This is a genomic window from Peribacillus sp. NPDC097895, from assembly GCF_050277555.1.
In the GTDB taxonomy this organism is placed as follows: Bacteria; Bacillota; Bacilli; order Bacillales; family DSM-1321; genus Peribacillus.
Map to the genome: position 1 here is coordinate 289,938 of NZ_JBNNSH010000003.1, position 12,721 is coordinate 302,658.

The window sequence follows — 12,721 nt, forward strand, 5'->3', positions numbered from 1 at the left end:
GTACAAAAGGAAGGGGTGATAGAATAGGTGAAACGACCCATTTATCTCATTAAAGAACAAATTTTGTTCTTTTTAAAGAAAAATCTATCGTTTTGTATTTTTTAGAGAACAAGTGATGGGGTCATTTTTTATGTAATGCCCCTCAAATATCAACAAATAGTAATCTATCAAATTAAAAAAGCACAACCCATTGGCTGGGCTGTGCTTTTGATCATGGATTCATCATTAACTAGGTTCAATTAATCCGTAGCGTCCGTCTTTACGGCGGTACACCACGTTCGTTGTGTTAGTATCCGCATTCGTGTATACGAAGAAACTGTGACCAAGCATATTCATTTGTAAAATTGCTTCTTCACTGTCCATCGGCTTTAAATCAAAGCGCTTATTGCGGACCACTTCAATATCATTTTCATCTTCGAATTCATCCACCACTTCGTCAACTTCCGTATTGAAGGCAAATGCCTCGGGAGTCGTAGATAGATTGTTACGGAATTTACGATTGACCTTCGTTTTATGTTTACGAATTTGGCGTTCAAGCTTATCATTGATCAAGTCAATGGCAGCATACATATCCGCATTTTCCTCTTCAGCGCGAAGAACCAAATTCTGCATAGGAATCGTCACTTCGACCTTGGATGTATTATTGTTCACTTTCAAATTCACTAACACATTTGCATCTGGTGTATTGTTAAAATATCGTTCTAACTTGCCAATTTTCTTTTCGACGTATTCTCGAATTGCTGGAGTTACCTCAATGTTTTCACCGCGTACGTTGTAATTCATAAAGTGAGTCCTCCTTAAATTAAGACTATACAGTTAGATTCTACAATACCCCTCCGGTTCCCTTTAGAAACACATCATGAAATATGTCGAAATTATGAAACAATTGTCGGAAGGTTTGGAAAGGGTTGATGTCTGCCCTAGCTTCATTATAACAAATGCCTAGCCATAAAGAAAAAATTAAGCCTAAATTATTTACAGAAAATTTAAAAATATTTAACATGAAAACCGTTTGGAATTCAAACGGTCGGGTAATCAATTTCTTTTATCGTAAAACATGCCATCGATTGATAGATTCTCATATGGATTCGTATATTTATTAGAAGATTGTTTCTTCTTATTAATTTCCTGGATGTCACGCTGTATTTCCTGCTTTTGGAGCATCAGCAAGCGGTCCACCTGTTGGTTTAGCAACATCGTTGCCCGGCCTAGCTGTTGCTCCACACCAGTAAAAGGAGGTTTGATTTGAGATAGTAGCTCATCCCGCTGATCAATCAGCTGTATGACCCTTTCTATTTTATCATCACGTTCAGCAAATGCCTGATCTTCCAGAACGTTAATTAATTCAGTAGTCAAATCATGAAAGGTTTGAATCACCATTACACTTGACCACTTTGGGTAAATTGTTTTTTCCGATTCAACTGAATAACTTCCTTCCACGTATTACGGAAGTCAGTAACGAGACCTTCCACCTCTTCCAAGGCAGCAACATCATTTTTCACATTCGCCTCTATTAGGCGTCGGTTCATGAAATCATACAGACTCATCATTTCTTTGGATACATCGACATCCATATTCAGCGTCACCATCAATTCATGGATAATGTTTTGCGCCTTTATGATGTTCGTATTTTTCGCTTCGATATTTCCTGCTTCGATGGCCCTCTTCCCAAGCATGATGAACTTTAGGCAGCCATTATAAAGCATTAACGTAAGCTCTCCCGGGGAGGCTGTATTGACTGAATTTTGTTGATACGATTGATAGGGATTATTTATCGCCATACTTAACTTCCTTTCCGACTTGCCTTAACTAAAATAAGAAGCTAACGAGGAACTTTGGCTGTTCGCCTTTTGAATCGCTTTTTCCATGGCCGTGAACTGGCTGTAGTAGCGCGATTCCAATTTCGTTAACTTTGCTTCAAATGATGAGATCCGGGTATCCAATCCGTTAACCAGCTTCCCGATGGTAAATGAGTTATTAACAAATCCGGCCTTTCCGGCCTTTTCCGTTATCGTTTTCATGGAAGATTGTATATCATCCCGCAAACGGCGCGCCAGTCCTTTTTCGCCTTTTTCCGTTCCATCAGCCATGAACATACTATAAATCGCATTTGGATCTTCAGAAATGGCAGCACGGAGCTTATCCTCATCAATCGTTAATTTACCTCCCTCGAGGTAATTCTTCGTTGTGGTAATTCCCAAACTGCTGAGACTGTTCTTTCCTGTGATCCCATCCACCGAAGTGTATAGAGAAGATCTCATCGTGGTCAGGAGACTTTTTAGTGTCGAATCGCTTTTTAACGTTCCGCTCTTCGCCTTTTCTTCCCACAGCTTCACTTCATCCTCTGTCATCGCCTTCTTTTGCTCGGTTGTAAGCGGGGTAAAAGAACGATATTTCGCCTCGCCTGTTTTATCCTGAATCTTTTTAATGATTTCATTGTACTTATTCACAAACTGAGTGACTGTGTCCAAGATGGAATCCACATCAGCTGTTGAAGAGAATGTGATGGCATCCGTCGTTTTCTGCTTTATCGTTATTTCCGCTCCATTGATTTGAAACGTATTCGAAGGTCGGGAAATGTCCAGGCCATTATAAGTAATCGATGCATTTTCCCCTATTGTGCCGCCAGTACCTTCATTATTACTGCTCATTTTTAACGTATTGAAGAAATCTCCGGTACCACCCAATTCAATTTCAGGACGATCTTTAACATCACCTGTGTTTTTAGCAGTGATGGAAAATTTCTGGGACGTTTCATCGAAAAATAGAGTCACTCCCGAGTTAGCATTAATTTTATTAATGACACTCTCTAACGTATCATCCGCATTAAGGGTAAGCGTATAAGGTTTTTCTGCTGTTGCCCCATCTTTTACTTCCGTATCAAAACCGCCATCTTTATTGATGGCCAGTATCGTAATATCTTGAGGTGTCGTAATACCCAATTCAGACAGTTTCTTTTTCGGGTCAGTAACGGCTGATTTATCTGTACTGGTCATGGTTGCTGCTTTGGCAAGTCCGTTCACCTTGATATTTCCAGTAAAATCACTTGTCGAGCTTATATTTTTCACTGATACAGCATCTGGATTCGATACCGACACCTTCTTTTTAATGAAGGAAGACTGCTTCCCAATCCCATCACGAATGAGCGTATCCAACTCTGATAAAGACGTATTGATCGAGCGGTAATCATCCCGCTGCCACTCGGAATACTGCTTTTTCTGCGTTAATTTATCCAAAGGCACCCGTTCCGCCTGCATCATGCTTTTAACTAATTCATCAATGTCCATCCCACTTGCTAAACCACTGATTCGTACCACAATTGATCACCCGCTTATATTTTTTCATCCACCATTATGCCGACAAACTCCGTCATTGCCGCATAGAAATCCAATAACTTCTTCGGAGGAATTTCCCTGATCGTCTCATCCGTTACGTCATCCACAACCTTGACATAATACTCATCCAGCTTCTCATGATATTCAAAACGAACGGCCGTATGAGTTGGATTCAGAAAGGTGTTCAAACCATCCACTATATCTTGCACAATTTCCTTTGAAGGTTGATTATTGGATTCCACACTTTGTTCAGAATAGGCAACTGTATTGATTTCTCTTTGATAGTAGGAACTAATTCCCTCTGAAATGGCTGTTCTAAGTTGTGAGGAAAGAATATTCGTGGACAAACTCTCCAGCATCTAAATAGCCCCCAATATGTCTTTACTTTTTATATCGGTAATTAAGGTTTTATTTTTAGTCACTCTTAGCTTTTGGTTGAAATCTAAAGACCTTCATGAATGTTGTTTTGTTTACATCCTTTCACTCTGTATGAAAAGGGATTCTAGCATATTTTTCTCTGTTTTTTTCTCTTAAAATAAAAAGACTCCAGAAAAATATCTGGAGTCTTTTTGAATGAAACCGAGTAAAAATTAACGAAGTAACTGAAGAACGCCCTGCGGTTGCTGGTTGGCTTGAGCTAGCATTGCTTGAGATGCTTGCGCCAAGATAGAGTTTTTAGTTTGCTCCATCATAGTCTTAGCCATATCTGTATCACGAACACGTGATTCAGCAGCTGTCAGGTTTTCAGAAGAAGTACCTAAGTTGTTGATCGTATGCTCTAAACGGTTTTGGTTAGCACCTAGTTTAGAACGTTCAGCTGATACAGTGTCAATTGCAGTTTGGATTTTTGTGATAGCCGCTGATGCGTTTTTAGCATTAGAAACATCCAGGCCGGATTCAACACCTGTAGAATCTGTACCATTGCTTACATTTGCTCCAGTTGTGAACCCTGTTCCAGTACCAGTCAATCCAAGAGCACTTGCACGCATGTCACCAATTTCAAGTGTCAGGCTTTGATTTTCGTTTGCACCGATTTGGAATTGAAGACCTGCGCCAGCTTCAACAGCTTCTTTAGCTTTTACTTCAGCAGATCCATCTACAGTTGCAGCAGCATCTACGGATAGACCGCCAGTTCCAGCGATAGTTGCTGCTGTTGCAGATTCATTTCCAGGCTTTTGTTCAAGTTTAAGTTTTCCGCCATCATTAGTCGCAGTGTACTTAGCGCTTAATTCGGCATCTGCTCCAATAGCAGCAACTAATCCATCAAGATCCGTGAACTCTCCTGCAGCTGCATCATCAGCAGCTGCAACTGAAAATGTTTTTCCATCCACTACTACTGTGTCGCCTACATTTGTACTTAAAGTTCCTGTTGATGTTACGCTACCAGCAACAGCAGGAGAAGCTGGTACTGCAGCTTGAGCTACAGTTGCTGAATCCTTAGAACCATTCAATAGTTTCTGAGTATTGAATTCAGTAGTATTACCTATACGGTTGATTTCAGATGTTAATGAATCCATTTCCTTTTGGATTTCTCCACGGTCACTAGTTGTATTTGTATCTGTTGATGCTTGAGTCGCAAGTTCACGCATACGTTGAAGGATGTCAGTCGTTTCGTTTAATGCACCTTCAGCAGTTTGGATCAATGAAATTGCATCTTGAGAGTTACGGGAAGCTTGGTCCAATCCGCGGATTTGTCCACGCATTTTTTCAGATATTGCAAGACCAGCTGCGTCATCGCCTGCACGGTTGATGCGCATACCAGAAGCTAGTTTCTCCATTGATTTGGATTGTGCATTCGTTGCACTTGATAATTGACGGTGCGTGTTTAAAGCTGAGATATTGTGATTGATGATCATTTATGTTTCCTCCTTGAGTTTTAAGGTCCCACGTCCATGTGGTTATTTACGATGGGCAGTGAATAAGTCGGCCGCCTATTTCACTGCTCATCGTTGTATATGTAATATCGACCTGCTCGGAAACATATTTAGTGGGTTTTACGATTTTTTCTTGAAATACTCATTTATGTTTTCCAGGAGATTGGATTCCGTTTTCGTGGCTTCGCTATTTTCCTGCTGGATGGACAGATAGATTTCCTTCCTATGGATATCGACGTTTTTCGGGGCATTGATACCGAGCTTGATTTGTTCTCCCTCGATGGACAGGATCGTTATTTCGATATCATCGCCAATCATGATCGCTTCATTTAGTTTTCTCGTCAATACGAGCATCATTTTTCCCCCTGTTCTACTAGAGGTTCAATCAGCCTGTGCTTTGTACCGTATTCACTGCCGCTCATGATAAGTTGCTTGCCCGTTTTTTTAGTGCTATTGATGATGATGGGAGCCTGGAGATTCGCCGTCGTTTCGTTGAAAGGGTCTTGAATCGTTAATATAACGAAAGTAACGACTTCCTGTTCCGTTTCTATTTGTAAAGAAGATAATACCTCATCCGTAAGCTTCACTTCGTAATCACGAAATACATCAAATGGATTCGTCATAATGAAGGCTACCTGTTTTGTTTCTATTGATTGAAGGACGAAAAAGGGCGTGTCATCCAAAGTTAGCAAGCAAAACTGTTTTTCTTCTAAAAAACCCGGTATCCCGCTATCAAATCGATAAATCTCTTCTTCCGGTAATTCGATTTCGCCATGAAATTTTGTTTGTAGAATCATCTTTGTTTCACTCTCCTATCTCATCCGGAAATAAATTGATGAAATCTATATCCAGTGCATTTTTTTGTAGAATTTCGACATCCACACTGCCTGGTGTGTATGTATGATTCGGTGTATTGATTTGAGCATCAATGATCGGTTTTTGAGCAGTTGCCTCAATCTCCACTTGCGCCGGCTGGTAGTCCAGCTTCACGCTGAAATGAGAGGGAATCCAGCCAAGATTGAACTGCCTCTCAGGCCCTTTGCTGTTTTGCTTGGCCTGGTCAGCCAGTGCATTACCGCCCTTTTCAATATGCCTCAGCTCTGCCCCCTGCTGTGAGCGTCTTGCCATCCCCGCCAACCAATCCTCATATCCCTGCTGCGCAAATTCCTCCACCCGCTTGGAGAGGCTTTTCAAGTCCATATCTTCCCTGGCCTTTGACTGATCGATCGTCAGCTTGCCTGGTGTCGTTTGGATTTCCAGGATCGCTTGCGGCTGTTCGATTGATTGAACTGCTGGCTTTTGTTCTATTTGCTGTACAGGCTGTTCGATATTCAATCCGATCTTCATTGAGGTGGATTGCAAACTTATTTGCGGAAACTGCATCATCAACACTCCTTATAGAAAAAAGCTATCCTTTTAGGAATAGCTTAGCGAAGAAAATCCAATAAACTCGGTTGCATGATTTTTGCTCCGATACTTAATGCAGCACTATGGACACTTTCTTGGGTCGTCAAATCCATGATCGCTTTTTCGATATCGACATCCTCATTTTTCGAAAGGATTTCGGTAGCAAAGACCTCCTGCTGCTTGAGACGGTCCGTCATCAGCTCAATCCGGTTCTGCCTTGCGCCAACCTTGGCCTGCATGCCTAAGAAGGTATTTATCGTTGCGTCAAGTCCTTCAAGTGTGCCGCTCACGTCGCCGCCGTTTTCCAATGCATCGATTGTTTGGTCGATGCTTCCGCCTGAAGCAAGTGCATCTCCAAAAGTCTTGGAACCGTCCGTGTTGATTTTAAGGGAAATTCCCGAAAACACTTCAAGGTTTATGTCCCCTGTACCATAGACCGTATTCCCATTCGCGTCTTTAACGGACGATGGTCTTACATTCGTATCCTGACCGTTGAAAATATATTTCCCGCCTATTTGTGTGTCACCGAGTGTTACGAGATGTTCTTTTAATTGCTTGATTTCCTCTGAAATATTTTTCATTTGTTCGCCTTCATACGTACCATTGCTGGCCTGAACCGTTAGCTCACGAATCCGTTGCATGGCGGAAACTGCTTCACTAATGGCATCATCCGTGCTGTCGATCCAATTTGTCGCCTCAGAAATATTGCTCTGATACTGCCCTATTTGATTGAGATTCGTCCTGTACCCCATTCCCATCATGGCTGCAACAGGATTGTCCGATGGTTTAGTAAATTTCTTTTGAGTAGATACCTGCTCCTGCAGCTTGGCCATCTTCTCGTAACTGCTGCTCAAATTGCTTAACATATTATTGGTTAGCATCGATTGCGTTACCCGCATGTTCGTTCACTCCTATTATCGGCCTACAGTGCCCATCCCGTTTATGATTTTATCAAGCATTTCGTCCATCATCGTCATCATTCTTGCAGAAGCGTTGTATGCCTGCTGGAATTTGATCATATCCGTCATTTCTTCATCAAGGGATACGGAACTGACGGACTCCCTATTTTGATTAACGGATGTAGCGAGCACGACAGAGTTGGAAAGGTTCTTTTGGGCACTTTGTGAATCCACCCCAAGCTTGCCGATGATTCCCGAATAATAGGAGTCGAAGCTTCCTGTCAATTCCTTTGAATTTTGGTCCCTAGTGGAGTACTCACTAAACGCTTTCTTCTTCAGGTCAGCCAGGAGTTTAGCATTTTCATTATCTCCGGATGCTCCTCCGCTTTTACCGCCTGCGGCAATTTTCGAGGGATCTTTTACAATCTCATTGTTCACCTTGATGCTTTGGGCAGCACTTTTGCCTGGTTCAATCTCAAAGAAGTTCAATGTGGACGTATTGCTGTCTCCTAACGCATATCCTTGTTTATGGATGGCATTAAACTCATTCACAAAAGCCGTCGTCATAATATCGAGCTTTTTCAGCATATCAGGGTAAGCTCCCACGACCGTGCCATCATCCTTTTTATAGCCAAAGCTGTTGATCAAACCGGATAGTTCTCCTGAGAATTTGTAATCCATCATTATTTTCGAACCAAATTTCACTCCATCTACCATGCCTGTCTTTTTATCATAGTTAACTTCGACCTTCGACGTTCCTATCATCCCAGTTTGGTTAACACTGACTAGCTTGATAGGCGGCGCATAGGATGAGCCATCTTCTTTCATTAATTCGATGTTATATAGCCCTGTAGCTGCATCACTGGCCCTGCCGTAATCCGTCGGGATGACGTTGTTCACTTTAATACTGACAAGCTGAGAGAGGTTGTCAACAAGTACATCACGTTTATCATAAAGGTCATTGGGGATATAACCATGGGGCTCCACTTTACTGATCTGTTGGTTCAGTTGATCAATACTGCTAATGAGCGTATTGATTTCGTTCGCTTTGACGTTTATCTGATTTCCGATATCCGTTTGAACGCTGGTCAGCGAGTTGTAGTAGTAATTAAGGGTATCCGCGACCATTACGCCCGTCGAGGCAACAACTTCTCGCGCCCCTGAGTTTTCCGTATTGGCCGTTAATCCCTGCAGTGAATTCCAGAATTTTTCCATTGTTGCGGCTAAACCGCTGTCGGTTGGTTCGTTCATGATCCCTTCCATTTTCGCCAAGGATTCACTCATGGCCCCGTAATAACCGATTTTATTATTTTGTGTCCTGTACTGTGCGTCCAGGAAACTGTCCCGGATCCGCTGTACCGTTTCTGCCGTTACGCCTGTACCAATTTGGCCGGCTACCCGCGGGCTGTTCAATCCGACAGTGGGAAAGCCAGACGTCTGCACCAAGTTGACCCGCTGCCTTGAATATCCTAATGTATTGGCATTGGCCACGTTATTTCCTGTTGTGTACAAGGCACCTTGAGAGGTGGATAACCCGCGCTTAGCCGTCTCAAGACCCATAAAGGTTGAAATCATTTGCTCAAACCTCCATCTTTTTTCTGTTTCTTATGCTTTTGAATCAAACATTCCCATGCCGCTTTTTGCCGGTTTTTCAACCGAGTTCCCGTAATTCAGGTTCTGATTCTGCGGCCTCAGCATATCCAAAGAGACATTGATGAATTGAAGGGATTGATAGATCAATTGCTGATTTAAACTGTTCCGCTCCTTCAGCTTAGATACCTCATCAATCAATTCAGCTTTTAACCGTTCAAGGATTCCCGTTTCAATTGGTCCTGTTAATTCCGTTACGGTATTGATGGAGGCCGAATGTCCCCCAATTCCATTTTCTGCAAGATATTCCGCGACTGCCCCTTCTCTTTCCTTATCGGTTTGATTGATTGCTTTAATATGCGTTTGTTCCTGTATCAGCAGGGCGGTAATTGCCTCTGTATCATTTGCTTTCAAAGTGGCCGTTTTTCTAATCGCTAATTGATTGAAGCTTTTATGAAGCTTGATCAACTTTTCAAGCGACTCGATGATGTTCCGTACAGACATTCCCACTGCCTCCTCTGCTCATAAATGAAGGACGGAGAATGGTTCCGTCCACTTCCTTCAAATATTTTCATTGAGCGTTTATTTCTTGTAAAAATCTATCAGACCCTTAGCAGTCGCTTGTGCATTCAATTTATAATTTCCGTTTTCCACTTGGCTTTTCAGTTCGTTCACTTTGGCTTGTCTTGCAGCAGGGATGGAAGATTGTTGCTGCATTTCTTTTGCCGCTGAAGAAATTTCAACTTTATCCGAGGCATTGACCTTAGATTCTTTGATATTCCCCACTTTATTGGCTTGAAGATTATATGGGTTAACACCTGTCATACCGACGTTATTGATTTTCATATTCCAGATCCTCTCCTTCAGTCGATTTTTTAATCCCATTATATTACGATTCCTTCACAGACCATGAGAATGGCTCTGAAGTGTTATTCTCCCTATCATTATTATCGACAAGGAAGGGATTTCTTTTATGGTTTCTTTCAATCTTACCACCTATTGACGATCATTGTTCTCAATATCGAATATTTTACCAAATCATGCATCATGTTGCCATGAATTATCCTTTTTGATCATCCTTCATGTAATACGCATTTTTTTTATTATTTTCTTGTATGTTGCTTAGGCGCTTTTCCTCATTTTCATATGCCTGCAAGTCCGTAATGAGGGAATCGCTGCATTTGCTGCATAACCTTCCGCTCTTGATGTGAGAGCCGCATTTTTCACAAGGAATGCCTAAATTGGGGAACTGCGCAATTCTCAGCTTACCTGTTCTCACAAATTTTATAATCAAATTTTCTTCCACGCCTGTGTCCTTGACCACTTGCATCATGGACGCCGTTCTATTTACTTTCTTGCGAATATATGCATAAACTTTATCATATTGGGCTTCTTGTTCTTTATAACAGGCATCGCAAACATCACGGAACTTCGTCATAACGAATAATGAATTACAATTTGGACAATTGAATATTTCCATTGAGGCCCCTCCTTCACCATCACAACGATTATTCTTCAGTATTGTATATATCGAATAATACGAGCGATACTTTAGGAAGTTCATTAAAATAAGCTGTTTCACCTAGCCAAAGTAATAGAAGATACGCCTTTTGCCCCAGCTGTCATTAACGCCTTGGCAGCATGCCTCAGGGTCGTGCCCGTCGTATAAATGTCATCGATGATCAGAATGGTTTTATGCTGCAGCAAATCCGATTGTGTGACCTGAAAAACCTGCGGTAATGCCATCCTCTCTTGCCGCGATTTTTTTGATTGTTTTTCCGTATGGATCCGCGTTAAGACATCAACAGTAAGAAGTCCCAGAAGATCTGCCAAAGCCTGTGCCTGGTTGAATCCACGCTCCCTAAGCCGTTCATCACTAAGCGGAATGACCGTTACCAGATCAAACTCCATGTCCTTTAGCCCATCTTTTAAAAAAGGGACGAAAATCCCAGCCAATGCATAATCGCCTCGGTACTTATATTTGGCAATAATATCTTTGAGGTATTCATTATAATGAAAAAGCGATATGTTTTTGGATAAATAGCCTGCCCATTCCCTATTCCTTTCCCATCTTGAGCAATCTAGACAGAGGTCACCGGTGCTGTAATTCCCGTCCATCTCCCTTGAGCAGATTGAACATGTATCTCCGGTTATCACATGAAGCTTCTCCTCACATCTTTCACAGATTGCCTTTGCCTCAGACCGCTTGAACAGGCTCATCCACGTCAACGCTTCTTTTATTCCTTCATCACAAACGAGGCACCTACTCATCCAGCAGCCCCCTTTTCGAGGCAGCTTCATTCATCATTCGGATATGGTTAATCGTCTCGACCATGGCTTTACTTTTACCATAATGAAAAAAGGTAATCGTCCCTGTAGGGTGAATTTTGCTTCTCCCTACACGGCCGGCAATCTGAACGAGGGCACTTTCTGTAAAAACGTCATGCTCAGCACCAATCACGGCTACTTCCAAACGTTCAATCGTGACGCCGCGTTCCAGGATGGTCGTGGTCAATAATCCTGGAACCTCGCCATTCCTTAATGCCATGACTCTTTCTTTTCGATTTGGGTGCTGTGAGTGAACGCAATTCAATTTAGGGGACAGCATTTGAAACAGCGGTATGACCTGCTCCATCACTTGAATGCTTGGAAAAAACAATAAGAAGGGGATATTCTGCTGTAGGCGTTCACTTACCCACCTGTTAATCACTGAAGGGATTTTTTTCTTAAGAAATTGTTTTTGCCAGTTGCCGCACCACTTCATTTCAGGGACAGGAATTGGCTGACGATGGTAGCGGGCTGGGATTGTCGCGGCTTTCAATGTGCCGTTTCGGTATAATCGTTGCATACGTTTCGAAGGCGTGGCGGTCAAGTAGATGGTTGCGGCCGAAAACTTTTTCGATTTATTAACCGCATAATGGAGGGAATCATCCGCCGTGTAGGGAAACGCATCGACTTCATCGACAATGATGACATCAAAGGCTTCAATAAAGCGGAAAAGCTGATGGGTTGTGGAAACAGTAAGCGGCGAACACCCATGGCGATCAGCACTGCCGCCATATAAGGATGATATATCAATGGAGGGAAAAGCTTTTTTTAATCTTGGGGAGAGTTCGAGAACGACATCCGTCCTTGGTGTTGCTAAACAGATTCGTTTCCCAGCAAGTAAGGCTGCCTCAATGGCTGCAAATAGGACCTCTGTCTTACCAGCACCACATACAGCCCAAACCAGAAATTCACTTTCCCCGCTTACCGCATCAACGACACGGTGCGAGGCCGTTTGCTGCCCTGCAGATAGAGTGCCATCCCAACTCATCACTTTATCAGGAATGGCAAACTCCAAAAAGGGACCGGTCCACCTATATAACTGTGCACATTCACTGACCCGTCCCATCATGATGCATGAGCGGCAGTAAGTACAATCCCGATTGCATATCCTGCATGGGAAGGTATAAAACAAGGCTGGATCTCTGTTACCGCAGCGCACACAGTTAAAACGACCATTTTCGGATTGCACGCCGTACGTTTCCAAAACATATCCATTTTTGATATGCTCGGCGATGAGTTCTTGGGAAAATGGGATTTCGGAGGCCAAAAGATGTCTTCCTGAGAGATG

General features: G+C 42.5%; 16 protein-coding genes. All 16 read right to left on the reverse strand.

Annotation, left to right across the window (positions count from 1 at the left end):
* Window positions 1–225: 225 nt before the first annotated feature.
* The 16 genes from hpf to ACQKMH_RS17765 all read right to left on the reverse strand — a co-directional run bounded on the left by hpf (window position 226) and on the right by ACQKMH_RS17765 (window position 12,700).
* Window positions 226–783 (reverse strand): ribosome hibernation-promoting factor, HPF/YfiA family, encoded by a 558-nt coding sequence (gene hpf / locus ACQKMH_RS17690; RefSeq protein WP_230159038.1) that lies wholly within the window; start codon window positions 781–783, stop codon window positions 226–228.
* A 252-nt stretch (window positions 784–1,035) separates the two neighbouring features.
* Entirely contained in the window at window positions 1,036–1,380 is a 345-nt protein-coding gene (locus tag ACQKMH_RS17695; RefSeq protein WP_427588775.1) for a flagellar protein FliT, read from the reverse strand.
* Window positions 1,380–1,781 (reverse strand): flagellar export chaperone FliS, encoded by a 402-nt coding sequence (gene fliS, locus ACQKMH_RS17700; protein ID WP_427588776.1) that lies wholly within the window; start codon window positions 1,779–1,781, stop codon window positions 1,380–1,382. Before fliS ends, ACQKMH_RS17695 begins: the two co-directional genes overlap by 1 nt.
* A 24-nt stretch (window positions 1,782–1,805) precedes the next feature.
* The gene (locus ACQKMH_RS17705; RefSeq protein WP_427588777.1) at window positions 1,806–3,317 is read right to left on the reverse strand and encodes a flagellar hook-associated protein 2; all 1,512 of its coding nucleotides are present in this window, start codon (window positions 3,315–3,317) and stop codon (window positions 1,806–1,808) included.
* A gap of 14 nt (window positions 3,318–3,331) precedes the next feature.
* The gene (flaG, locus tag ACQKMH_RS17710; protein WP_427588778.1) at window positions 3,332–3,694 is read right to left on the reverse strand and encodes a flagellar protein FlaG; all 363 of its coding nucleotides are present in this window, start codon (window positions 3,692–3,694) and stop codon (window positions 3,332–3,334) included.
* 231 nt (window positions 3,695–3,925) lie between these two features.
* Complete coding sequence (locus tag ACQKMH_RS17715) at window positions 3,926–5,191, reverse strand: flagellin (RefSeq protein ID WP_427588779.1); 1,266 nt, start codon at window positions 5,189–5,191, stop codon at window positions 3,926–3,928.
* A 138-nt stretch (window positions 5,192–5,329) separates the two neighbouring features.
* Window positions 5,330–5,563 (reverse strand): carbon storage regulator CsrA, encoded by a 234-nt coding sequence (gene csrA / locus ACQKMH_RS17720; protein WP_427589004.1) that lies wholly within the window; start codon window positions 5,561–5,563, stop codon window positions 5,330–5,332.
* On the reverse strand, window positions 5,563–6,006 hold the full coding sequence (gene fliW / locus ACQKMH_RS17725) for a flagellar assembly protein FliW (protein WP_427588780.1): 444 nt from the start codon (window positions 6,004–6,006) through the stop codon (window positions 5,563–5,565). The genes csrA and fliW overlap by 1 nt, the downstream gene beginning before the upstream one ends.
* A gap of 7 nt (window positions 6,007–6,013) precedes the next feature.
* Window positions 6,014–6,595: a DUF6470 family protein gene (locus tag ACQKMH_RS17730; RefSeq protein WP_427588781.1), complete on the reverse strand. Its 582-nt coding sequence runs from the start codon at window positions 6,593–6,595 to the stop codon at window positions 6,014–6,016.
* Between the two features lie 41 nt (window positions 6,596–6,636).
* A complete protein-coding gene (flgL, locus tag ACQKMH_RS17735) occupies window positions 6,637–7,515 on the reverse strand; it encodes a flagellar hook-associated protein FlgL (protein WP_427588782.1) in 879 nt (292 codons plus the stop codon).
* Window positions 7,516–7,530: 15 nt separating this feature from the next.
* Window positions 7,531–9,090 carry a flagellar hook-associated protein FlgK gene (gene flgK / locus ACQKMH_RS17740; RefSeq protein ID WP_427588783.1) on the reverse strand — a complete coding sequence of 520 codons (1,560 nt, stop codon included), beginning with the start codon at window positions 9,088–9,090 and terminating at the stop codon, window positions 7,531–7,533.
* A gap of 30 nt (window positions 9,091–9,120) precedes the next feature.
* Window positions 9,121–9,609 carry a flagellar protein FlgN gene (locus ACQKMH_RS17745; protein ID WP_427588784.1) on the reverse strand — a complete coding sequence of 163 codons (489 nt, stop codon included), beginning with the start codon at window positions 9,607–9,609 and terminating at the stop codon, window positions 9,121–9,123.
* Between the two features lie 78 nt (window positions 9,610–9,687).
* Window positions 9,688–9,951 (reverse strand): flagellar biosynthesis anti-sigma factor FlgM, encoded by a 264-nt coding sequence (flgM, locus tag ACQKMH_RS17750; RefSeq protein ID WP_427588785.1) that lies wholly within the window; start codon window positions 9,949–9,951, stop codon window positions 9,688–9,690.
* 214 nt (window positions 9,952–10,165) lie between these two features.
* Window positions 10,166–10,585 carry a TIGR03826 family flagellar region protein gene (locus tag ACQKMH_RS17755; protein ID WP_427588786.1) on the reverse strand — a complete coding sequence of 140 codons (420 nt, stop codon included), beginning with the start codon at window positions 10,583–10,585 and terminating at the stop codon, window positions 10,166–10,168.
* Between the two features lie 98 nt (window positions 10,586–10,683).
* Window positions 10,684–11,376 carry a ComF family protein gene (locus ACQKMH_RS17760; protein ID WP_427588787.1) on the reverse strand — a complete coding sequence of 231 codons (693 nt, stop codon included), beginning with the start codon at window positions 11,374–11,376 and terminating at the stop codon, window positions 10,684–10,686.
* Complete coding sequence (locus ACQKMH_RS17765) at window positions 11,369–12,700, reverse strand: DEAD/DEAH box helicase (protein WP_427588788.1); 1,332 nt, start codon at window positions 12,698–12,700, stop codon at window positions 11,369–11,371. Before ACQKMH_RS17765 ends, ACQKMH_RS17760 begins: the two co-directional genes overlap by 8 nt.
* Between the last annotated feature and the right edge of the window lie 21 nt (window positions 12,701–12,721).

Bases quoted from the DNA above. Each gene is read 5' to 3' on its own strand.
- ACQKMH_RS17695 (WP_427588775.1), bottom strand. From the start codon at position 1,380: ATGGTGATTCAAACCTTTCATGATTTGACTACTGAATTAATTAACGTT.
- flgL (WP_427588782.1), bottom strand. From the start codon at position 7,515: ATGCGGGTAACGCAATCGATGCTAACCAATAATATGTTAAGCAATTTG.
- hpf (WP_230159038.1), bottom strand. From the start codon at position 783: ATGAATTACAACGTACGCGGTGAAAACATTGAGGTAACTCCAGCAATT.
- ACQKMH_RS17745 (WP_427588784.1), bottom strand. From the start codon at position 9,609: ATGTCTGTACGGAACATCATCGAGTCGCTTGAAAAGTTGATCAAGCTT.
- ACQKMH_RS17715 (WP_427588779.1), bottom strand. From the start codon at position 5,191: ATGATCATCAATCACAATATCTCAGCTTTAAACACGCACCGTCAATTA.
- ACQKMH_RS17730 (WP_427588781.1), bottom strand. From the start codon at position 6,595: ATGATGCAGTTTCCGCAAATAAGTTTGCAATCCACCTCAATGAAGATC.
- flgM (WP_427588785.1), bottom strand. From the start codon at position 9,951: ATGAAAATCAATAACGTCGGTATGACAGGTGTTAACCCATATAATCTT.
- fliS (WP_427588776.1), bottom strand. From the start codon at position 1,781: ATGGCGATAAATAATCCCTATCAATCGTATCAACAAAATTCAGTCAAT.
- ACQKMH_RS17760 (WP_427588787.1), bottom strand. From the start codon at position 11,376: ATGAGTAGGTGCCTCGTTTGTGATGAAGGAATAAAAGAAGCGTTGACG.
- fliW (WP_427588780.1), bottom strand. From the start codon at position 6,006: ATGATTCTACAAACAAAATTTCATGGCGAAATCGAATTACCGGAAGAA.
- csrA (WP_427589004.1), bottom strand. From the start codon at position 5,563: ATGCTCGTATTGACGAGAAAACTAAATGAAGCGATCATGATTGGCGAT.
- ACQKMH_RS17755 (WP_427588786.1), bottom strand. From the start codon at position 10,585: ATGGAAATATTCAATTGTCCAAATTGTAATTCATTATTCGTTATGACG.
- flaG (WP_427588778.1), bottom strand. From the start codon at position 3,694: ATGCTGGAGAGTTTGTCCACGAATATTCTTTCCTCACAACTTAGAACA.
- flgK (WP_427588783.1), bottom strand. From the start codon at position 9,090: ATGATTTCAACCTTTATGGGTCTTGAGACGGCTAAGCGCGGGTTATCC.